This is a genomic window from Mesorhizobium sp. WSM4837 (genome assembly GCF_055811435.1).
This window is the reverse complement of the sequence record NZ_JBVVQE010000034.1, coordinates 34,376-55,373: the sequence shown is the minus strand read 5'-3', so window position 1 is coordinate 55,373 and position 20,998 is coordinate 34,376. Positions and strand designations below refer to the sequence as shown.

Annotated in this window: 22 protein-coding genes, 1 tRNA gene and 2 pseudogenes; 15 read left to right on the top strand and 10 right to left on the bottom strand. The window is 62.9% G+C overall.

Translation table 11 applies throughout. The annotated features are described in order from the left end of the window. Window positions 1-211: 211 nt before the first annotated feature. From AC0L3D_RS20385 to AC0L3D_RS20375, 3 genes are all read right to left on the bottom strand, one after another. Window positions 212-286: transfer RNA gene (locus AC0L3D_RS20385), tRNA-Glu, on the bottom strand. A 90-nt stretch (window positions 287-376) separates the two neighbouring features. Next, window positions 377-784 carry a VOC family protein gene (locus AC0L3D_RS20380; RefSeq protein ID WP_473628690.1) on the bottom strand — a complete coding sequence of 136 codons (408 nt, stop codon included), beginning with the start codon at window positions 782-784 and terminating at the stop codon, window positions 377-379. Next, window positions 781-1,158 carry a fimbrial protein gene (locus AC0L3D_RS20375; protein WP_287341922.1) on the bottom strand — a complete coding sequence of 126 codons (378 nt, stop codon included), beginning with the start codon at window positions 1,156-1,158 and terminating at the stop codon, window positions 781-783. Before AC0L3D_RS20375 ends, AC0L3D_RS20380 begins: the two co-directional genes overlap by 4 nt. Before the next feature lie 25 nt (window positions 1,159-1,183). Between AC0L3D_RS20375 and AC0L3D_RS20370 the strand changes: the two genes are divergently transcribed. Both AC0L3D_RS20370 and rpoH read left to right on the top strand, forming a co-directional pair. Beyond that, entirely contained in the window at window positions 1,184-2,272 is a 1,089-nt protein-coding gene (locus AC0L3D_RS20370) for an RluA family pseudouridine synthase (protein ID WP_473628692.1), read from the top strand. 207 nt (window positions 2,273-2,479) lie between these two features. Further along, window positions 2,480-3,391, top strand: coding sequence for an RNA polymerase sigma factor RpoH (rpoH, locus tag AC0L3D_RS20365; protein ID WP_023797074.1), 912 nt, complete (start codon window positions 2,480-2,482; stop codon window positions 3,389-3,391). Between the two features lie 104 nt (window positions 3,392-3,495). Here the strand turns inward: rpoH and AC0L3D_RS20360 are convergent. After that, window positions 3,496-3,567 (bottom strand): annotated as a pseudogene (locus AC0L3D_RS20360) (DUF2274 domain-containing protein); the annotation flags it as partial. A gap of 207 nt (window positions 3,568-3,774) precedes the next feature. On the opposite strand from AC0L3D_RS20360, the gene AC0L3D_RS20355 reads away from it, so the two are divergent. Further along, window positions 3,775-4,290, top strand: a complete 516-nt coding sequence (locus tag AC0L3D_RS20355) for a hypothetical protein (RefSeq protein ID WP_473645637.1) — start codon at window positions 3,775-3,777, stop codon at window positions 4,288-4,290. Between the two features lie 88 nt (window positions 4,291-4,378). On the opposite strand, the gene AC0L3D_RS20350 is transcribed toward AC0L3D_RS20355, so the two are convergent. From AC0L3D_RS20350 to AC0L3D_RS20335, 4 genes are all read right to left on the bottom strand, one after another. Further along, the gene (locus tag AC0L3D_RS20350) at window positions 4,379-5,251 is read right to left on the bottom strand and encodes an MBL fold metallo-hydrolase (protein WP_473645635.1); all 873 of its coding nucleotides are present in this window, start codon (window positions 5,249-5,251) and stop codon (window positions 4,379-4,381) included. 145 nt (window positions 5,252-5,396) lie between these two features. Next, window positions 5,397-6,056, bottom strand: a complete 660-nt coding sequence (locus tag AC0L3D_RS20345; protein ID WP_077380501.1) for a peroxiredoxin — start codon at window positions 6,054-6,056, stop codon at window positions 5,397-5,399. Window positions 6,057-6,267: 211 nt separating this feature from the next. Continuing rightward, entirely contained in the window at window positions 6,268-6,633 is a 366-nt protein-coding gene (locus tag AC0L3D_RS20340; RefSeq protein ID WP_023797070.1) for a cell division protein ZapA, read from the bottom strand. A gap of 11 nt (window positions 6,634-6,644) precedes the next feature. Further along, window positions 6,645-6,917 (bottom strand): DUF4164 domain-containing protein, encoded by a 273-nt coding sequence (locus AC0L3D_RS20335; protein WP_023797069.1) that lies wholly within the window; start codon window positions 6,915-6,917, stop codon window positions 6,645-6,647. A gap of 304 nt (window positions 6,918-7,221) precedes the next feature. Here AC0L3D_RS20335 and tkt point away from each other — a divergent pair, with 304 nt between their 5' ends. The 7 genes from tkt to AC0L3D_RS20300 all read left to right on the top strand — a co-directional run bounded on the left by tkt (window position 7,222) and on the right by AC0L3D_RS20300 (window position 16,712). Continuing rightward, window positions 7,222-9,213, top strand: coding sequence for a transketolase (gene tkt / locus AC0L3D_RS20330; RefSeq protein WP_473645633.1), 1,992 nt, complete (start codon window positions 7,222-7,224; stop codon window positions 9,211-9,213). Window positions 9,214-9,370: 157 nt separating this feature from the next. Beyond that, window positions 9,371-10,381 (top strand): type I glyceraldehyde-3-phosphate dehydrogenase, encoded by a 1,011-nt coding sequence (gene gap / locus AC0L3D_RS20325; RefSeq protein ID WP_473645631.1) that lies wholly within the window; start codon window positions 9,371-9,373, stop codon window positions 10,379-10,381. Between the two features lie 251 nt (window positions 10,382-10,632). Beyond that, window positions 10,633-12,522 carry a potassium/proton antiporter gene (locus tag AC0L3D_RS20320; RefSeq protein WP_473645629.1) on the top strand — a complete coding sequence of 630 codons (1,890 nt, stop codon included), beginning with the start codon at window positions 10,633-10,635 and terminating at the stop codon, window positions 12,520-12,522. 110 nt (window positions 12,523-12,632) lie between these two features. Further along, window positions 12,633-13,829, top strand: coding sequence for a phosphoglycerate kinase (locus AC0L3D_RS20315; protein ID WP_473645627.1), 1,197 nt, complete (start codon window positions 12,633-12,635; stop codon window positions 13,827-13,829). 161 nt (window positions 13,830-13,990) lie between these two features. After that, window positions 13,991-15,016 (top strand): class I fructose-bisphosphate aldolase, encoded by a 1,026-nt coding sequence (locus AC0L3D_RS20310; RefSeq protein WP_473645626.1) that lies wholly within the window; start codon window positions 13,991-13,993, stop codon window positions 15,014-15,016. A gap of 135 nt (window positions 15,017-15,151) precedes the next feature. Then, complete coding sequence (locus AC0L3D_RS20305; RefSeq protein WP_473645624.1) at window positions 15,152-15,892, top strand: DUF899 domain-containing protein; 741 nt, start codon at window positions 15,152-15,154, stop codon at window positions 15,890-15,892. Between the two features lie 88 nt (window positions 15,893-15,980). Next, window positions 15,981-16,712 (top strand): SGNH/GDSL hydrolase family protein, encoded by a 732-nt coding sequence (locus tag AC0L3D_RS20300; RefSeq protein WP_473645622.1) that lies wholly within the window; start codon window positions 15,981-15,983, stop codon window positions 16,710-16,712. 140 nt (window positions 16,713-16,852) lie between these two features. Here AC0L3D_RS20300 and AC0L3D_RS20295 read toward each other — a convergent pair whose 3' ends face one another. Then, a complete protein-coding gene (locus tag AC0L3D_RS20295; protein WP_287297519.1) occupies window positions 16,853-17,014 on the bottom strand; it encodes a hypothetical protein in 162 nt (53 codons plus the stop codon). Window positions 17,015-17,174: 160 nt separating this feature from the next. Next, window positions 17,175-18,128, bottom strand: a complete 954-nt coding sequence (locus AC0L3D_RS20290; protein ID WP_473645620.1) for a ring-cleaving dioxygenase — start codon at window positions 18,126-18,128, stop codon at window positions 17,175-17,177. Window positions 18,129-18,384: 256 nt separating this feature from the next. Between AC0L3D_RS20290 and AC0L3D_RS20285 the strand changes: the two genes are divergently transcribed. The 5 genes and pseudogenes from AC0L3D_RS20285 (at window position 18,385) to AC0L3D_RS20265 (ending at window position 20,836) form a co-directional block, all read left to right on the top strand. After that, window positions 18,385-18,552 carry a hypothetical protein gene (locus AC0L3D_RS20285; protein ID WP_082982284.1) on the top strand — a complete coding sequence of 56 codons (168 nt, stop codon included), beginning with the start codon at window positions 18,385-18,387 and terminating at the stop codon, window positions 18,550-18,552. A gap of 82 nt (window positions 18,553-18,634) precedes the next feature. After that, window positions 18,635-19,209: pseudogene (locus tag AC0L3D_RS20280) on the top strand (DJ-1/PfpI family protein). Window positions 19,210-19,262: 53 nt separating this feature from the next. After that, a complete protein-coding gene (locus AC0L3D_RS20275; protein ID WP_027152983.1) occupies window positions 19,263-19,628 on the top strand; it encodes a VOC family protein in 366 nt (121 codons plus the stop codon). Window positions 19,629-19,635: 7 nt separating this feature from the next. Beyond that, the gene (locus tag AC0L3D_RS20270; RefSeq protein ID WP_027152982.1) at window positions 19,636-20,046 is read left to right on the top strand and encodes a hypothetical protein; all 411 of its coding nucleotides are present in this window, start codon (window positions 19,636-19,638) and stop codon (window positions 20,044-20,046) included. 70 nt (window positions 20,047-20,116) lie between these two features. Continuing rightward, entirely contained in the window at window positions 20,117-20,836 is a 720-nt protein-coding gene (locus AC0L3D_RS20265; RefSeq protein ID WP_473645619.1) for a helix-turn-helix transcriptional regulator, read from the top strand. Window positions 20,837-20,998 lie beyond the last annotated feature (162 nt).

Genomic DNA, 20,998 nt, shown 5'->3' with positions numbered 1-20,998 from the left:
CCTTCCTCCCATGATCTCCGCGTCCCAGGAAGAGCGTCGATCTATTCGCTGCACGACAGATTCGTCCCCGGCGGCGTTCTGCGCACCGTCCTGGACCCTTGGCCCCTGGCTACATGACGCGATGCTAATTCAATTGAAGGGGCCGCGCCAGAAGCGGCGAATCTGGCCGTGACAGACGGCGGGGCCAGCATACGGAAAAGTTTGAAATCCTTGGTACGCCCAAGGGGAATCGAACCCCTGTTCCCGCCGTGAGAGGGCGGTGTCCTGACCGCTAGACGATGGGCGCGTTCAAGAACCGGCGATATAGGCTGACGGCCGGGAAAAAGCAACTGGGCTTCTGGCAGTCAATGATGTCGGGGAAATATCCGTTGCAGGCCTATCGTTTTGGCTCGATCAAGTCCCAGAGATTTCCATGGAGATCGGCGAAAACCGCCACAGTGCCATAGGCCTCGCGGCGGGGCGCCTCGCGGAATTCAACGCCCTTTTTGAGCATTGCCGCATGGTCGCGGACAAAATCGTCGGTTTCGAGAAACAAAAAGACGCGGCCGCCGGCCTGGTTGCCGATGCTATCCCTTTGCGCATCATCCGACGCTTCGGCCAGCAGCAGCTGCGCGCCTTGTCCGTTCGCCGGCGCCACCGTGACCCAGCGCTTGCCTCCGCCGAGATCGACGTCCTCTGTGAGCAAGAAGCCCAGCTTGTCGACATACCAGGCGATCGCCTCGTCGTAATTGGCGACGACAAGCGCAACGCTGGCGACGCGGCGATGTTCGGCGAAACCAGTCACTTGTTGCGGATCGAGAAGCGACCGATGATGCGGCGCTCAGTGATGTCGTAGACAAAAATGGCGCGGCTGCCGTCGGCAAGCTCCGCATCGATGGAGACGCGGTTGCCGGAAAGCGACTGGCTGATGACCCTGGCGCCGACCGGCAGCACGATGTCGCCGGTCAGCGGCTCGCCAGAGGGCACCTGGATGTCGCCGGCAAGGGATGGGGCTGCCGGTGGCGCGCTGCGCGTTTTGTAGACAAGGGCTGCAATCACCACCATAAGGGCGAGGAACAGCAGGCCGAGATTGATGCCGACGAAGCGGACGAGCTTCTTGCGCACCTTTTCGACTTCGGGGTCGAGCGGCTTTTCCTCGTCTTCATCGGCAGCAGCCATGGCAAACATTCCGGAACGATTTTCGATGAGCGCTCATAACGAAGAGACCCCGATATTGATAGAGGATGGATTGACGGGCGGATCACCAGACACTGTCGAGGGATCGCCAGACGGGGGATCAGTCGTGCTGGAAGCAGGCCCCGATGCGGCCGGCCAGCGGCTCGACCAATGGCTGGCGGGCAAGCTCGGCCCGGACATGTCGCGCAGCCGGGTGCAGATGCTGATCCGGCAGGGCGCCGTCAAGGTCGGCGGCCAGCCGGTCAACGAGACCAAACGCAAGATGGCAGCCGGTGACCGCGTATCGGTCGACATGCCGGAGCCGGAGCCGGCGGAGCCGCAAGGCGAGAACATCCCGCTCGACGTCCTCTATGAAGACAATGAATTGATCGTCATCGACAAGCCGCCGGGGCTGGTCGTCCATCCCGGCGCCGGCAACTGGACCGGCACGCTGGTCAACGCGCTGATCCACCATTGCGGCGACAGTCTTTCCGGCATCGGCGGTGTGCGGCGGCCGGGCATCGTCCACCGCCTGGACAAGGAGACCAGCGGCGTCATGGTCGTGGCCAAGACCGACCGCGCCCACAAATCATTGTCAGAGGCCTTTGCCGACCATGGCCGGACCGGCGATCTCAAACGCGCCTATCTGGCGCTGGTCTGGGGCATTCCGATGAGACCGACAGGCACGGTCGACGAGCCACTCGGTCGCGCCGCCGACCGCGTGCGCCGTGCCGTGGTGCCAGAGGGCCGCGACGATGCCCGCCACGCCGTCACCCATTTCACGGTGGTCGAGCGCTTTGGCGAGCAGCAAAAGGAGTTTGCCACGGCGAGCCTGGTCGAATGCCGGCTCGAAACCGGCCGCACCCATCAGATCCGTGTCCACATGGCTCATATCGGCCATCCCGTCGTCGGCGATCCCGATTACGGCCAGGCCTTTCGCACCAAGGCGAACCGGCTGCCCGAGCCGCTGAAAGGCCAGGTGAAGGCCTTTCCGCGACAGGCATTGCATGCCCGCCTGCTTGAATTTCGGCATCCGACTACCCATTTACCGATGAGGTTCGAGGCGCCGCTGCCGAGCGACATGGAGGAACTTGTGGACGGTTTCCGCAGACTCTGAACCGGCTTCATCCATTCAAAACCAGATCGGCAAAAACCTGACCCGCGTTGTTCACTTTGGCGTGACACACTGTTTCGTGTTGAACCAAATGCTGTCCTTTCTGGTTTTGTTCCTGTATACATCCGCTGTCGCGAACGAGCCTTTTGGCGTTCGTGACATATGCCCGCCGCGTTAGGGGGCACCACTCCAAGAGAGAGGGGCGCTATCATGGCCCAGTCACTACCCAGTATCGTTTCCGGTGAAGGCGGCCTCAGCCGCTACCTGGAAGAAATCCGTCGCTTTCCGATGCTTCAGCCGCAGGAAGAGTACATGCTCGCCAAGCGTTACGCTGAGCACGAGGACACCACGGCTGCGCACAAGCTCGTCACCAGCCACCTTCGGCTCGTCGCCAAGATCGCCATGGGCTATCGCGGCTATGGCCTGCCGATCGGCGAAGTGATCTCGGAAGGCAATGTCGGCCTGATGCAGGCCGTCAAGAAATTCGAACCGGAGCGCGGCTTCCGGCTCGCCACCTACGCCATGTGGTGGATCAAGGCCTCGATCCAGGAATACATCCTGCGCTCGTGGAGCCTGGTCAAGATGGGCACCACCGCCAACCAGAAGCGCCTGTTCTTCAACCTGCGCAAGGTGAAGGGCAAGATCCAGGCGCTCGACGACGGCGACTTGAAGCCCGAGCAGATCGCCGAGATCGCCACCCGCCTCAACGTGTCGGAAGCGGAAGTGGTGTCGATGAACCGCCGCCTGTCGGGCGACGCCTCGCTCAACGCGCCGATCCGGGCGAGCGAAGGCGAGTCCGGTGAGTGGCAGGACTGGCTGGTCGATGACCACGAAAGCCAGGAAGAGGCGCTGATCGAGCAGGACGAGCTGGAAAACCGGCGCGGCATGCTGTCCGGCGCTCTTGCCGTGCTCAACGAGCGCGAGCGGCGCATCTTCGAGGCGCGCCGCCTGGCCGAGGAGCCGCTGACGCTGGAAGAGCTGTCGGCCGAGTTCGACATCAGCCGCGAGCGCGTGCGCCAGATCGAGGTGCGCGCCTTCGAGAAGGTGCAGGACGCGGTCAAGGCCGCAGCCAAGCGCCAGATGCAGGCGCTGCGCACCATCGAGGCGCAGCCGGCGGCGTAAAACCTCCGGCGGAAACAAATAGCGGCGGCGCTAGGTAACTGGCGCCGCCGTTTTTTTATGGTCCACCGACTGCGGGGGAACTGTCCTTTGGTGCCATATTCCAGCTAGGGTTGCCCGTTCCGCCGCGCCTTCGCGAACGCCCGATCCGTCGCCATAAACCGCTCAATCATCGGTGTGGTGGCCGGCTCATAGCGGCATTATAGCAATTTTCCCCAGGCCCTGGAAACCGCAACGCTGCAAATTGTGGCGGCAATGTTCCGGCGCCGACACGGGCTTCCGTCGCGAAATTTCACGAGGCGGCGCTTGCGGCAAGCGGGCGCGACAACGGGCCGTCGGGGCTGCGCTGGGCAGTTGAGCTCGCCTATTTGGAAACCAAAGGCAGTATGACGATGACGATTTCTCCGTTTCTCACCGCTCTCGGATCCGAAGGTCCCCCAGCCGAGCGAGCGAAAGACATGAACCTGTATGGATGGCTAATTGGAAGCTGGGAAATGGACACGGTCCACTACCGCGACGACGGCACAATCCAGAAGTGGGATGGAGAATGCCATTTTGGCTGGGTGCTCGAAGGCCGCGCGATTCAGGACGTCTGGATCAGGCCCAAGCGCCCTGCGCCGTCCACGATGTATGGCACGACTTTGCGCATCTTCGATCCTGGGATCGATGGCTGGCACATCATATGGAACGACCCGCTCAACCGAGATCACTCGCGCCAGATCGGGCGGGCCGAGGGTAAGGACATTGTCCAACTCGGCACTGATTCGCGCGGTCTGAAAACTCGATGGCGTTTCACCGAGATCACTGCCAACAGCTTCCATTGGATCGGCGAGGAAAGATCTTCCGAGAGCGATCCTTGGCAAATCACGTATGAACATTTAGTCCGCCGGACAAAACCCTGAAGCTAGACTGGCTGGCGTCTGCGCTGCCCCTCATCCGGCAGGGCGATGAGGGGCGGCGCCGAGATTGCAAAAGTTGGACCCGCGCCCCTCAAAGGCAATCCAACGGAAATTTCAAATAGCGGCGGCCGTTGGATTCCGGTTCCGGCAAGCGCCCGCCATTCATGTTGACCTGCAGCGCGTGCAGGATCAGCCTCGGCATCGGCAGCGTCCTGTCGCGCGCCTCGCGCAACGCGACGAAATCGGCCTCCGTCCTGCAGGCGGCAACATGGGTGTTCTTGGATTTTTGTTCCGCGACCGTGCTCTCCCACAAGGGCTCGCGCCCCTCCGCCTGGTAGTCATGACCGACGAACAGACGTGTCTCGTCCGGCAGCGCGAGGATATTTTGGATCGAGCGCCAGAGTTGCGCGGCACTGCCGCCGGGAAAGTCCGCTCTCGCCGTGCCGCTGTCCGGCATGAACAGCGTATCGTGGATGAAAGCGGCGTCGCCGATCACATAGGTGATCGAGGCCAGCGTGTGGCCCGGCGAAAAAAGCACCTTTGCCGGGACGCCGCCGACCGAAAAGGTCTCGCCGTCGGCAAACAGCCTGTTCCACTGGGATCCGTCGGCAGGAAACCCCGGCCAGTTGTAGATTGCCTTCCACAGTTTCTGGACGTCGACGACCTTCTCGCCGATCGCCGTGGGCGCTCCTGTCTTCGTGCTGAGATAGTGTGCCGCCGAGAAATGGTCGGCATGCGGGTGGGTGTCGAGGATCCATTCGACAACCAGCCGTTGATCTCTAATGAAGTCGAGCAGGGCGTCGGCATTTTTCGTGTCAGTGCTGCCGGACTTCTCGTCGAAATCCAGGACCGGATCGATGATTGCGCATCGTCGCGTCTGCGGGTCGGCAACGACATACTGGATGGACCCGCTCGGCTTGTCGTAAAAGCCTGCCACCTGCAGCTTGGCCGATGATGCGTCCAATCCCGGCTCCCTCAACTCCCACCCGGCAGGAATGGTTTTCCCTGCCGGGGTAAAAGAAGAGCATGGTCATTCGCCAGCGCCACGCCGTCAAGCACCGCATGCTTCGCCGAGGCAAAAAAGCCGAAAATCCTTCCGTGCCGCCTTCTCAGGCGGAGGGCTGCTTGGTCTTGCGGAGATACGGCAGGATCGTCTCGAAGGCGCCGAAACGCTTGACCGCATCCTCGTTCGAAACAGCGGCGGTGATGATGACGTCCTCGCCCTGCTTCCAGTTCGCCGGCGTCGCCACCTGGTGCTTGGCGGTCAACTGTATGGAATCGATCGCACGCAGGATCTCATCGAAGTTACGGCCGGTCGTCATCGGATAGGTGAGAACCAGCTTGATCTTCTTGTCGGGGCCGATGACATAAACTGAACGCACCGTAGCGTTGTCGGCGGGCGTGCGGCCTTCCGAGGTTTCGCCGGCGCCCGCCGGCAACATCTCGTAAAGCTTGGCGACCTTGAGGTCCTTGTCGCCGATCAACGGGTAGTTCACCGATTGGCCGGTCGCCTTCTTGATGTCGTCCTGCCATTTGCCATGGCTTTCGACCGGATCGACGGAAATGCCGATGATCTTGACGTTGCGCTTCTTGAACTCGCCTTCCAGCCCGGCCATCGTGCCGAGCTCGGTCGTGCAGACCGGCGTGAAATTCTTCGGATGGCTGAAAAGCACTGCCCAGCCGTCACCGATCCATTCGTGGAAGTTGATCGTCCCTTGCGTGGTTTCGGCCGTGAAATCCGGCGCGGTGTCGTTGATACGAAGGCTCATGATGCGTCCCTACCCTGTGATTGCAGCCGGCATTGACCATCCACCGGCCCTGCTTCTGCCTTTTTACCACTGCGGCGCCATCCTTCATACGCCTGTTGCACCGGTACCGGGGCCGGCGACGACAACTTTTTCGCTTTTTGTCGTAAACAGCAGCATTTCGCGCCCATTGATGCCGGCGCAATAGGGCGTTGGGCGCGACAGCAGTGGAAATCTAGGCCTTGTTCACCGCCAGCGTCGTCGCCAGATCTTCCATGCGCTGGGCGAGCGCGCCAAGCGCCTGGGTCAGCACGGAATCGTTCTTGTCGGCCTTGGTCAGCGCGTCGTCACGCGTCTTGCGCAGCGTCAGCACTTCGCTTTCCATGCCCTTGACGCGTTTTTGCAGTTCCGAAAGCTCGTCCATGACCATGATGCCGGCCATCACCGTCAGCCGCTGGTCGCCGATTTCGCCGAATGAGTCTTTCAGATGCGAGACATAGCGGTCGAAGCGCTCGGCAAGGTCGATCAGATGCTCTTCCTGGCCCTCGTCGCAAGCCATGCGATACTGCTTGCCATCGATGGAAACCGTGACTTGTGCCATTGGGCCAGCCCCTATCTATCCAACACGGCGCGGATGGTTTCCATGGCGGTCACCAGCCGACGCGACACTTCCTTGTTGGCGTCTTCCAGCCGTTCGGCGCGCGCTTCGGAATTGTCGAGTTCCTGCGCCAGCCGCGAGCGGTCGGCGTTCATACGCTGCACCTCCGCCTCGGCTTCCGTATAGTCGCGCTCGTGCTCGAGCTTGGCCGCGACGGCGTTTTCCAGCCCCTCGATGGCCTTACCCAGCCTGGCGATGACTTCCTTGAGTGTCGTTTCCCCGGTCATGGCTTTCGTCCTGCGCCCTGCCCATCACCGAATCATCCACGTTCAGAACGCGTTATGTCTGAAACATTATGCGCCGTGTGAAGCCAACGTCAATAAAGCTCTCGCGACTGTCCCCTGCTAACGCTAATTTAGGCCACCAAAGCCCTTCTGGCGCCATCGCAAGTCCGGCAAAAGCGCCGGTTTACTGACCAACAAGATCGGCAAAAACGCGCCGGTTTGTTGACTAAAAAGCCGCGCCTGCTATGTGTCGCGCACCCCTTTCCAGGGCTCTCCCAAGGCCCCGAACCCCGACACTGGAGGAAGCATGACCTCGCGTGAACTACATGACCGGATGGCCAATGCGATCCGTTTTCTTTCCATGGACGCCGTCGAGAAGGCCCAGTCCGGCCACCCCGGCCTGCCCATGGGCTGCGCCGACATCGCCACGGTGCTGTTCACGCGTTTCCTGAAATACGATGCGAAGAACCCGCATTGGCCCGATCGCGACCGTTTCATCCTGTCGGCCGGCCACGGTTCTATGCTGCTTTATTCGCTGCTTTATCTGACCGGCTACGAGGACATCACCCTCGACCAGATCAAGCATTTTCGGCAAGTGGGATCGAGGACGGCGGGCCATCCCGAATATGGCCATGCCGCCGGCATCGAGACGACGACAGGCCCGCTCGGCCAGGGGCTTGCCAATTCGGTCGGTTTCGCGCTCGGCGAGCGCATCATGAATGCCGCGTTCGGCAACGACCTCGTCGACCACTACACCTATGTGCTGGCCGGTGACGGCTGCCTAATGGAGGGCGTTTCCCAGGAAGCCATCGCGCTTGCCGGACATCTCAAGCTGAACAAGCTGATCGTCTTTTGGGACAACAACAACATCTCGATCGACGGCCCGGTTTCGCTGGCCGACAACACCGATCAGGTCGCCCGCTTCCAGGCGTCCGGCTGGAACGCCAGCCACATCGACGGCCAGGATCCGGAAGCGATCGCCTATGCCATCGAGGCGGCGCGCCATTCCGACAAACCGACGATGATCGCCTGCAAGACGACGATCGGCTTCGGCGCGCCGACCAAGGCTGGCACCAACAAGGCACACGGTTCGCCGCTCGGCGCCGAGGAAATCGCCGGTGCGAGAAAATTCTTCGGTTGGGATTATCCGCCTTTCGAGCTTCCTGCCGATATCCTCGATGCCTGGCGCGACGCGGGCAAGACCGGTATCAAGGCACGCACCAACTGGGAAGGCCGCCTTGCCAGCGCCGACGCCCAATTGCGCAGCGAATTCGAGCGCCGCATCAGCGGCACGCTGCCGGCTAATTTCGACGCCGTCATCACCGACTACAAGAAGAAGCTCGCCGCGGACAAACCGAAGGTCGCTACCCGCAAATCGTCGGAAATGGCGCTCGAGATCATCAACGGCGCCGTGCCGGAAACGATCGGCGGCTCGGCCGACCTGACCGGCTCCAACAACACCAAGACCAGCCAGACCAAGAACATCACCTCGGACGACTACGGCCAGCGCTACGTTCACTACGGCATCCGCGAGCACGGCATGGCCGCCGCGCTCAACGGACTGACGCTGCATGGCGGCCTCATCGCCTATGGCGGCACGTTCATGTGCTTTTCCGACTATGCCCGTCCGTCGATGCGGCTCGCCTCGCTGATGGGCATCCGCTCGATCTTCGTCATGACCCACGATTCCATCGGTCTCGGCGAAGACGGCCCGACCCATCAGCCGGTCGAGCATCTGGCCGCACTGCGCGCCATTCCGAACCACAATGTCTTCCGCCCGGCCGACGCGGTCGAGACCGCCGAATGCTGGCAGTTGGCCCTCGAGCAGGAAAAGACGCCTTCGACGCTGGCGCTGACCCGGCAGAACCTGGCAGCGGTGCGCAACGACTTCGTTGCGGAAAACCTTTGTCGCCAGGGCGCCTATGAGCTGGCCGCCGCCAGTGGCGATGCGGCGGTGACGATCTTCGCTTCGGGCTCCGAGGTCGAGATTGCGCTGGCGGCGCGCGAGGCGCTGGAGAAGCACGGCCATCCGACCCGCGTCGTCTCTGTGCCCTGCTTCGAATTGTTCGACAAGCAAAATGCCGATTACCGCAACAAGACGATCGGCAACGCGCCGATCAAGATCGCCATCGAAGCCGGCATCCGCCAGGGCTGGGATCATTTCATCGGCACCGACGGCATCTTCATCGGCATGACCGGCTTCGGCGCCTCGGGCACGATTGAACAGCTCTATCCGCATTTCGGCATCACCGCCGAAGCGACGGTGAAGGCGGCGGAAGCCCGCCTGCACGGCGAGTAAATGTACTGGTACCCGGCGAAGCCGCACATGGCGGTTTCGCCGGCAGCCGCGACCTAATGGACTTAAATCCAACCCATCGACGGCTGGATTCTTTGCCAGCCCGCCGTTATGAAGCTGCGGACTTGATCTTCGGCCTCCAACTCCCAAGGAGAGAAAAATGACCGTCAGAGTTGCCATCAACGGATTCGGCCGCATCGGCCGCAACATCCTGCGCGCCATCCACGAATCCGGCCGCAAGGACATCGATGTCGTCGCCGTCAACGACCTCGGCCCGGTCGAGACCAATGCGCATCTGCTGCGATACGACAGCGTGCATGGCCGCTTCCCGCATGAAGTGACGGTCGACGGTGACCAGATCACCGTCGGCAGCGAAAAATTCAAGGTCACCGCCATCAAGGACCCGACGCAGCTGCCGTGGAAGGATCTCGGCATCGACATCGCGCTCGAATGCACCGGCATCTTCACCGGCCGCGACAAGGCCGCCGCGCATCTGGCCGCCGGCGCCAAGCGCGTCCTCGTCTCGGCGCCGGCCGAGGGTGCCGACCTAACCGTCGTCTACGGCATCAACCACGACAAGCTGACCAAGGACCACATCGTCATCTCGAACGCCTCCTGCACCACCAACTGCCTGGCGCCGCTGGCAGCCGTGCTGCATGAGGCCGTCGGAATCGAGAAGGGCATGATGACGACGATCCACTCCTACACCGGTGACCAGCCGACATTGGACACCATGCACAAGGATCTCTACCGCGCCCGCGCCGCAGCGCTGTCGCAGATCCCGACCTCGACCGGCGCGGCCAAGGCGATCGGCCTGGTGCTGCCCGACCTCAAGGGCAAGCTCGACGGCATCTCCATCCGCGTGCCGACCCCGAACGTCTCGGTCGTCGATTTCAAGTTCATCGCCAAGCGTTCGACCACGGTGCCGGAAATCAACGAGGCGGTGATCGCCGCCTCCAACGGCAAGCTGAAGGGCGTTCTCGCCGTCACCCGTCATCCGAACGTGTCGATCGACTTCAACCACGACCCGCATTCCTCGATCATGGCGCTCGACCAGACCAAGGTCATGGACGGCAACTTCGTTTCGGTGCTGTCCTGGTACGACAATGAATGGGGTTTTTCCAACCGCATGGCCGACACATCAGTCGCCTTCGGCAAGACCATCGCCTGACCGCAGAACCATCTTCTTGCGACTTGAAACGCCCGGCCTGTCCGGGCGTTTTCATGAGAGCGCGCAGCGCCCTTTTGAATGCGCAACGACGCTCTAAGGGTTTGTTTGGCAAGACCCGCGCCTTGAGCGCCAAAACACTCGAAAATCAGCGGCATAGGGCAAAAAACCACCCTCACGCCTTGCACCGGTCATGTCTTCGCCTCACTCTCCCGTAAAGCGAGAGGGACACGAATTCGAGGGGCAATTGGCGGATGGAGCATGCGATCTATCTCGTGACGTTGGTCGGCGCCGCTCTCGTCGTTGCCGCCGCGTTTTCGAGCCTGATCGCCTTCCGCTTCGGCGCCCCTCTCTTGCTGCTGTTTCTCTGCATTGGCCTGGCCACGGGAACCGACGGCCTCGGCATCCAGTTCGACAATGCGCGGCTGGCTTATTTTGCCGGCTCACTGGCGCTGGCGGTGATCCTGTTCGATTCCGGTTTCGGCACACCGCTCAACGCGTTGCGCCAGGCGGCCGGACCGGCGCTGTCGCTGGCGACCATCGGCGTCCTTTTGACCACTGGCCTGTTCGGCGCGGTCGCCCACTATCTGCTCGATCTCAGCTGGCTGGAATCCTTCCTGCTCGGGGCCGCTGTCGCCTCGACCGACGCGGCAGCGGTGTTCTTCCTGTTGCGCGCCGGCGAGATCAATTTGCGCGAACGCGTACGCTCGACGCTCGAGGTGGAGTCCGGCACCAATGACCCGATCGCCATCTTCCTGACCATAAGCCTGGTCGAGATCATCGCCGCCAACGCCAGCCCCGAGGCCAGGGTGCTGGTTACCGACCTTGTCCTCGGCTTCCTTCTCAACATGGGGCTTGGCGCCGTCGTCGGCATTTTCGGCGGCCTCGCCATCGTTCGCCTCGTCGACCGGCTCAATCTCGACCACGGGCTGCTGCCGATCTTCGTGCTGACGCTGTCGCTGATGGTGTTCGCCGCCGCCGGCGCCATTGGCGGCTCCGGCTTTCTGGCGGTCTATCTCGCCGGCCTCATTGCCGGCAATTCCGACATCCGCGCCGTCACCATCCTCAAGCGCTTCCAGGACGGCATGTCGTGGCTGGCGCAGATCATCATGTTCCTGATCCTCGGCCTGTTCGCGACGCCCTCGCAATTTCCGGCGATCCTGCTGCCGGCGGTGCTGCTGGGTCTGTTCCTGATATTCGTGGCGCGGCCGATCGCCGTCTGGCTTTGCCTGATGCCGTTTCGTCTGCCGCGCCCGGAAGTCGCCTTCGTCTCATGGGTGGGTCTGCGTGGCGCCGTGTCGATCCTGCTCGCCATCACGCCGCTGCTTGGCGGTCTTGAGAATGGCCGCCTCATCTTCAACACCGCCTTCATCGTGGTGTTGGTATCGCTGGTCATCCAGGGATGGACCGTTGGACCGCTGGCGCGCCGCCTCGGCCTGATCGTGCCCGCCCGCCTGGGTCCGTTGGACAAGGTCGAGCTCGAATTGCCTGGCTCCGCCCATCACGAGCTGCTCGCCTACCGCGTAGCACCGGGCAGCCCGGTGGCGCGCGGCGAGCGCATTCCGCGCTGGGCGCGGCCGTCGCTGGTGCTGCGCGACGGGCGCTCGATGCGCTTCCAGGACATGGGCAGGCTCGCCGCCGGCGACCATGTCTACATCTTCGTGCCGGATCGCTATCCGGCCCTGCTCGACAAGCTGTTCGCCAGCCGCGCCGTGGTCGATCCCGAGGATGCCGACTTCTTCGGCGCCTTCGCCGTCGATCCGGCACGCTCCGCCGCAGAACTGGAAGCCGCTTACGCGCCGGGCCTGACCGAGGAGGAACGCAAGCTGACCGTCGGCGACCTGGTGACGGCGCGGCTCGGCGGCCATGCCGAATATGCCGACCGCGTGCTGATTGGTCCGATCGAGCTGATCGTCCGCGATGTCGACGACAAGGGCAGGATCACTGGCCTCGGTCTTTCCCTGGAGCCGACCGCGCCGGTGGCACGGGTGCCGGTGTTCCTGAGTGCCGGCGAAATCGCCGACCGCATCGTTGGCTTTGTTCGCAATTGGCGCAAGCGGACCAAAAAGCCGGCTGCCGAGGCACCGGACGACGCGGAACCGGCTCCACAGCCAGTGGTGGGAAAAGCAACCGGCGAGGGCTGACTGCTTGCGACCCGAGGCGTGGATCATATTTTCCGTGAACTCCCATGCAGGTCTTGCATCGTCGTTGATGCGGGGTAAGGTCCCCGCGATTTTTCGCGAAAGGGAACAGCATGGCCGGCTTTAAGACACTGGACGACATCGGCAATATCGACGGCAAGCGCGTGCTGGTGCGCGTCGACCTCAACGTTCCCGTCGCCGACGGCAAGGTCACCGACGCCACCCGCATCGAGCGCATCGCGCCGACCATCGCCGAGCTTTCCGGCAAGGGCGCCAAGGTCATCCTGCTTGCCCATTTCGGCCGGCCCAAGGATGGACCTTCGCCCGAATTCTCGCTTGAGCCGATCGCCAGGGCGGCCGCGGAGGTGCTTGGCCGCCCTGTCGGCTTCGCGGCGGATTGCATCGGCGACAAGGCCGCGAGCGCCGTCGCCGCCATGAACAACGGCGACGTGCTGCTGCTCGAAAACACCCGCTTCTACAAGGCCGAGGAGAAGAACGACCCGGCCTTCACCGAAAAGCTGGCCGCCAATGGCGACATCTTCGTCAACGACGCCTTTTCCGCCGCCCACCGCGCCCATTCGTCGACGGAAGGGCTTGCGCAGCTGCTGCCGGCCTTCGCCGGCCGTACCATGCAAGCCGAGCTCGACGCGCTGGAAAAGGGCCTCGGCAATCCCGTCCGCCCTGTCGTCGCCATCGTCGGCGGCGCCAAGGTCTCGAGCAAGATCGACCTGCTGATGAATCTCGTGAAGAAGGTCGACGCGCTGGTCATCGGCGGCGGCATGGCCAACACCTTCCTCGCCGCGCGCGGCAGCGCCGTCGGAAAATCGCTGTGCGAGCATGATCTCGCCAACACCGCCAAGCAGATCATGATCGAGGCGGCCGAAGCCGGCTGCGCCGTCATCCTGCCGGTCGACGGTGTCGTCGCCAGGGAATTCAAGGCGGGCGCCGCCAGCGAAACCGTCGCCATATCAGAGGTGCCGGCCGACGCCATGATCCTCGACGTCGGCGAAAAGACCGTGAAGACCGTTGCCGACTGGATCGACCGCGCTGCGACGCTGGTCTGGAACGGCCCGCTCGGCGCCTTCGAGATCGAGCCGTTCGACCGGGCGACAGTGGCGGCGGCCAAGCACGCCGCGGCCCGCACCAAGGCCGGCAAATTGATCTCGGTGGCAGGTGGCGGCGACACGGTGGCCGCCCTCAACCATGCCGGCGTCGCCGACGACTTCACCTATGTCTCGACCGCCGGCGGCGCCTTCCTGGAATGGATGGAGGGCAAGCCGCTGCCCGGTGTCGATGTGCTGAAGCGCTGAGGCTCTGAGGCCCTGGGCGACAGGCGAACGAGGGCGTTTGCGCATTTCAATCGATTCGAGCTTTCCGCTTGGAATGGTTCGACTTGAACCTGCCTTGCTCTGGTGGTCTGCTAGCCCGGATATTTCACACTGTTGGAACAACCGGTTCAGGAGGATGCACAATGAGCGAACGTCTCGAGGACATTGCCGCTGCGATGGTGGCCGACGGCAAGGGTCTTTTGGCCGCCGACGAGAGTTCCGGCACCATCAAGAAGCGCTTCGACGTCATCGGCGTCGAATCGACCGCCGACAGCCGCCGCGACTATCGCGAGATGATGTTCCGCGCCAGGGAGGCGATGACCAGATACATCTCCGGCGTGATCCTCTATGACGAGACCATTCGCCAGAAAGCCGCCGACGGCACGCCGCTGGTCGACATCATCAAGGCGACCGGCGCCATTCCAGGCATCAAGGTCGATGCCGGCGCCAAGCCTCTGGCCGGGTACCCCGGCGACACCATCACCGAAGGCCTCGACGGCCTGCGCGAGCGGCTCGCCGACTATTACAAGCTCGGCGCCCGTTTCGCCAAATGGCGTGCGGTGATCGACATCGACGTCGCCAGGGGCGTGCCTTCCGCCACGTCGATCGGCTCGAACGCCCATGCGCTCGCCCGCTATGCGGCGCTCTGCCAGGAGGCCGGCATCGTGCCGATCGTCGAGCCGGAGGTGCTGATGGATGGCGCCCACGACATCGGCACCTGCTACGAGATCAGCAAGGCAACGCTGACGAAACTCTACACCGAGCTCTACGCCGCCCGCGTCGTCCTCGAAGGCACCATTCTGAAGCCGAACATGGTTCTCGCCGGCAAAAAGTCCGGCAACGCCAGCAGCCCCGAGGAAGTCGCCGAAAAGACCATAAAACTGTTCCGCGAAACGGTCCCGGCAGCGATTGGCGGCATCGCCTTTCTCTCGGGTGGGCAATCGGATGAGGAGGCGACCGCCAACCTCAACGCCATCAACGCCATCGGCCCGCATCCATGGAAGCTGACCTTCTCCTATGGCCGTGCCTTGCAGGCGGCGCCACAGAAGGCCTGGGGCGGCAAGGCGGCCAACGTCGCCGTTGCCCAGGCCGCTTTCGCCCACCGCGCCCACATGAACCATCTGGCAGCGCTTGGCAAATGGCAGCCGGAACTGGAACAGGCCGCCTGACCGGTTCTTATCTTCGTCCGAACCCGGGCCATGTGCCCGGGTTCCACCTGCTCCAAAATGCTCCATGAAAATGCGATTCCGGTGTCGGCTTGCGTTGAGCCCGAACGTCCTTGGGGCTCAACGAGGAGCAGGCTGATGCCAAACAACAAGATCGTTTCACAGCAAGACTGGTTCCAGGCGCACAAGGCGCATCTGGCCCGTGAGAAGGAATTGACGCGTTTTCGCGACCGCATCGCTGCCGAACGGCGGCAATTGCCTTGGCTGAAGATGCGAAAGGACTATGTCTTCGAGACCGAACAGGGCCCGAAGAAACTGGCCGACCTGTTCGGAGGCGCGAGCCAGCTGATCGTCTACCATTTCATGTTCGCGCCTGGCGCCGACTACCGTTGCGAAGGCTGTTCCTTTCTTGCCGATCACATCGACGGCGCCAACCAGCACCTCAAGCACCATGATGTGTCGCTGGTCGTGATCTCGCGGGCGCCGTTGGCCGAATTTCTGCCCTACAAACAGCGCATGGGCTGGAAATTCGACTGGGTGTCGTCCTACGCCTCGGACTTCAACTTCGACATGCAGGTTTCCTTCACGGACAAGCAGATCGCATCCGGCGACACGACCTACAATTTCGAGCAGCGCGCGCTGAAATCGAAGGACCTTCCCGGCATCAGCGTGTTCTACAGGGATGAGAACGGCGACATCTTCCTGACCTTCATGTCGCGCTCCAGGGGCGGCGATCCGCTGATCGGTGCCTATCACTATCTCGACCTGACGCCGAAGGGCCGCAACGAGACCGGTCCCTATCACAGCCTGATGGACTGGGTGCGGCTGCACGACGAATATGCGGGCAGGCACGAAATGCAGGACGCCTGCTGCCATTGACGACAGGCGGCCGACGCAAGGTCTTTCGTCTATGGCCCGATATGCGCTAAGTGCTGCTCGACGGACTTGCCGCTTTAACGGTTTGCGGATGCAGCGCTTTCTTGCCCTCCTCACCTGGCTCGCCTTTCCGGTCTATGTCTGGCAGGGGCTCGGCGTGCGCCGTCGCACCAGCCGCATGCTGCCGGCGCAAGGTCCGGTCATGCACGAGATTTCGGGCCAGATGCCGGCGATCTCGCTGCTGATGCTTGGCGATTCTTCCGCCGCCTCGGTCGGCATCGGCAATTCCGAATACGGGCTGGCCGCGCAACTGGCCGAACTGATCTCGAAACGCACCGGCCGCGCGGTGCGCTGGCGGGCAGCCGGCTTCAACTCGGCGACCTCGGGCCAGATCCGCGATCATGTGCTGCCCAATCTGTCGGCCGATCCCTGGACGCATATCGTGCTCGCCATCGGCACCAACGACACCAAGAACTTTCACTCGGTGCCACGCTTCAAAAGCGATTTTGGCGGCCTGCTCTACGCGCTGCGCGCCAAATGGCCGGAGGCGCGCGTGGTGTGGTCGCCGGTGCTGGAATTCACCCGCGCACCGGCAATGCCGCCGCTGCTCGGAAAGATCCTGGAAATCCGCGCCGCCGAGATGAACCGGATGGGCGAGCGCCTTTGCCTCGAACGCGGCGCTGTGCCGGCGCCGCGCCTGCCGATCACCGATGCCGAAGCCGGTTTTGCCTCCGACGGATTTCATGCCTCGGAAGCGGGCTACCGGGCCTGGGCGGAACATCTGGTCGATTTGGTGATGGCCAACGAACCACGCCTCGCGTAGCGGCCGCCAGCCCTAATGCATGTCGCGCAAAAGCATGCCCTCGGGCTTGAACCGAGGGTGTGCAGCGGTTTTGCGATAACGACATGCATAAAACAACAACCTAAAGCGCGTCGCGTGAGGTCGGTCGAACGCGACGCGTTTTAGGCCCAATGGCCCAGCGCCGCTGTTATCGAAATTGCCGCCATCGCCAGCACCGCCAGCTTCCAAAAATCGCTGCGCCGCTTCAGCCCCGGCCAGCCGAGCGGCTTGATCAGCTGGATGACCATCATGGCAACGATAACGAGCGCGAGGAGTTTCGACATGGCCGCTTTTGACTAGCGCATCGGCCCGCAAATCGAAATCGATTTCGGAAAGCACGATGCGTAGAAGGTGCTGTAGCGTCCTTTGCGCGTCAAAAAAGGAGCGGCGCTCCAGCATCGCGCTCAGCTGTCGAAGCGCTCCTTTCGCTCCCTCACGAGAGCACTATGCCAGCGGCTTGAGACCGGCCTCGATCGCAGCCCGTTTCGGTTCGAGGAACGGTGGCAAGGCCAGCCTTTCGCCCAGCGTTTCCAGCGGCTCGTCGGCCGTGAACCCTGGGCCGTCGGTGGCAATCTCGAACAATATGCCGTTCGGCTCGCGGAAATAGAGCGAACGGAAGTAGTATCGCTCGACCTCACCGCTTGACGGCAGGCGGAATTCGGCCAGCCGCGCCGTCCATTGATGCAAAATCTCCTGGTCCGGCGCCCTGAATGCCACGTGGTGAACCGCACCGGCGCCCTGCCGTGCCGGCGCAAGGCCCGGCTGCACAGCGACATGAAGCTCCGCCGCCGGGCCGCCTTCTCCCATCTCGAAGACGTGAACCTGGCCCTGGCCATCCGGCGAGGCATAGTCCCGCGCCTTGCGCATGTTCATTACCCTGGTCAGCACGGTTTCAGTGTTGGTAATGTCGGGAACGCTGATGACGATAGGCCCGAGCCCGCGTATCTGGTGCTCGATTGGGACCGGGCTTTGATCCCAGGGGTGACTGTCGCCCTTGCCGCCATCGCCGACGAGACGCAGGCGCTGGCCTTCCGGGTCTTCGAAGTCCAGCGACGGGTAGCCGCCGATATCGCCGATCTCTCCCGTCGCGACGGTCTCGCCGGACAGGTGCTGCTTCCACCAGGCAAGGCTTTCAGGGCTGGCGACCCTCAGGCTGGTCCCCACGATGCTGTTGGTGCCGCGCCGCTCGCGTCCGACCGGCCAATCGAAGAAGGTAAGATCGGTGCCAGGCGTCGCCTCGGCGTCGGCATAGAAAAGGTGATAGGCCGACGTGTCGTCCTGATTGACCGTCTTCTTGACCAGTCGCAGGCCCAGGGTCCTGGTGTAGAAACGAAGGTTTCCGGGTGCATTGGCCGTGATTGCGGTCAGATGGTGAATTCCTGTCAGTTGCAGGCTCATTGTCATCTCCCTGATCTCTGGAAAATTTTTCTCCCTAGATATCAGAACCCCGGCCCTGTCGCTGCTGCGGATTCCGACGGTCCGTCGTTGGCAGATGAAAGACTTGATCCCGGCGACGAGAAAGCCTGCTTCACTCGGGCAAACGGATCGGACCGGCAAAACCTGGCACGCTCACCAAAGACCGCTCAGCCTCCTGACAGACTGCTGTCAGGAGGGGTGTGCGATAGTGTCTCCATCGAAAGAGAGGAGACCAGCCATGAACGGTTTTACCATTCTGCGTAGCGTGCAGCACTATGTCGGCAAGATCCGGACGATGCGCAACGAGATCCGCACACGGCGTTTCATGAACGGGTTGCCGCAGAGCATCCGCAAGGACATCGGTTGGCCGGATAATTATGAAGGCCGCCACGGCCGCGGCCATTGAGGCGATTTTTTGCGGCAGCGGTTGCACGCCGACGCCACGCGCCCAGATAACAGGTCCGGCGGACCGAAAGACGGAGCAGCAAATGTCGGAACAGAAAACTATCGGCGTTCTTTTCATCGATCGCTTCGCCGACTGGGAATACGGGCTGCTGGCGGCTTCGGCGGTCGAATGGTTCGGCGCACGCGCGGTTTCGCTGGCGCCGAACGGCAAGCCGGTGACTTCGGCCAGCGGATTTATGCTGACGCCCGACCGCTCCACCGCGGTTGATGAAAACACCGATCTTGACGCCGTCGCGGTCATCGGCTCCGACCAGTGGGTCGATGCTCCGCCTGACGTCTCCGCACTGCTGACAGCGGTCGCAGCGCGCGGCGGTGTGGTCGGCGGCATCTGCGCCGGCACGCTGGCATTGGCGCGTGCCGGCCTGTTCGGCAACGCCAAACACACCAGCAATGGTCGTGACTGGATCAACGACAAGGAACCGGGCTATGCGGGCGCCCAGAACTATCAGGACGTGCCCTATGCCGTCGCCGACGGTCGCATCGTGTCCGCGCCGGGTTCGGCTCCCGGCACCTTCGCTCTTGCCTATTCGATCTCGCTGAGATGCGCACGCTGTTCGCCAAGGAGTATGCAGAAGGGGAATATGCTGAAGCCTCCTGACAGTATGGTGTCAGGAGCGGCGTGCAATAATTTGAAAGTATCAGGAGACAGACATGGCCTTCATCCCTGCAAAAGCTTCGGCATGGTTCGAGATTCCCGTCACCGACATGGATCGGGCGCGCGCCTTTTACGGGTCGGTGCTTGAGAACGATCTCATTCTGGAGGAGAGCGGCCCGAACCCGATGGCCATGTTCGCCGCGCAGGACCGAACCGCCTCCGGGCACGTTTACCCCGGGAAACCCGCGGCACCGGGAACCGGCCCGACCATCCATCTGTCGGTTGCCGCACCGATCGAGGACGCGATGGAACGGGTGAGGCAGAACGGCGGGCAGGTCGTCTCGCCGGCAATCTCCATCCCGGCCGGCACATTCGCCTATTGCCTCGACCCCGACGGCAACAGCTTTGGGCTCTTCGTCTAGGTGACGCATGGTAAAGAGCTGGAACGACAGGCTGAACACGCCGGGCATCAACGGCATCAAGCCGACGCCGCGCACTGTTGGCGACGTTGTCGAGGGCCAGCCGATGCTGGTGCCGACGGCACGGCAGGTCGATGATTTCATCCGCTCCATTCCAGAGGGCGTGGCCATGGATGTCCGCGCGTTGCGCACCGCGCTCGCCATTGAGCACGGCGCCGAAGTGACATGTCCGGTCACCATCGGCTATCATCTGCGCACTGTCGCCGAGGCCGCCAACGAGGATCTGGAACGCGGCATGACGCTGAGCGACATCGCGCCGTTCTGGCGGGTGCTGGATGCAAAGACGCCGACAACAGGGAAGTTGTCCTTCGGCGCGGCATTCGTCGCCGCGCAGCGCAAGCGCGAAGGGCTTGAGCCATAATGCATCGCCCGAAAGTTGGAACCGGTTTGGGGACAACGACAGGCTAAAAACAACATCGAGGGACCACACGATGCGCCGCGCCGACAGGCTCTTCCAGATCGTGCAGCATCTGCGCGGTGGCCGTCTGGTCACCGCCCAGAAGCTGGGCACGTGGCTCGAGGTTTCCGAGCGAACCATCTACCGCGACATCGCCGACCTGCAGTCCACGGGCGTGCCGATCGACGGCGAGGCCGGCGTCGGCTACATGATGAGGGAGGGTTTCGACCTTCCGCCGCTGATGTTCACGCGTGACGAGATCGTCGCGCTGGTCGCCGGCGCCCGCATGGTGCGCGCATTTGGCGGTGCTGCCATGGCGCGGGCCGCCGACGAGGCGCTGGTCAAGATCGGCGCCGTGCTGCCCGATGCCGAAAAGGACCGCATCGCCCGCACCGAGATCCACACGCCGATGTGGGTGGTGAGCGACGCCGCCCGCGAAGCAATCGACCTGATCGAGCGCGCGGTGGAAAAACGCCAGGTGCTGACCATCGACTACTCCGACGAAGCAGGCCGCAGCACCGTGCGCGACATCAGGCCATTGGGCCTGTGGTTCTGGGGCAAGGTGTGGACGCTGGTCGCCTGGTGCGAGATGCGCGACGACTTTCGCGCTTTCCGCATCGACCGCATCGCTTCGGTGGTCATAGCCGACCGCGTCTTCAAGCCGGAGCGCGGCAAGCAGCTCGCCGATTTTTACCGTGCGGTGGAGCGCAGCGAGGACTACGGCATGGCGCCGGACCGGGCCGCGCGAACCTAGGCGCTCTTACCTTCTCCCCTTGTTGTGGGAGAAGGTGGATCGGCGCGCAGCGCCAAGACGGAAGAGGGGTGTTGGACGGAGTGCGTCGGTTCCAAGCTGGAGCACCCTCATCCGGCCGCTTCGCGGCCACCTTCTCCCACAAGGGGAGAAGGAAAGGGCGCC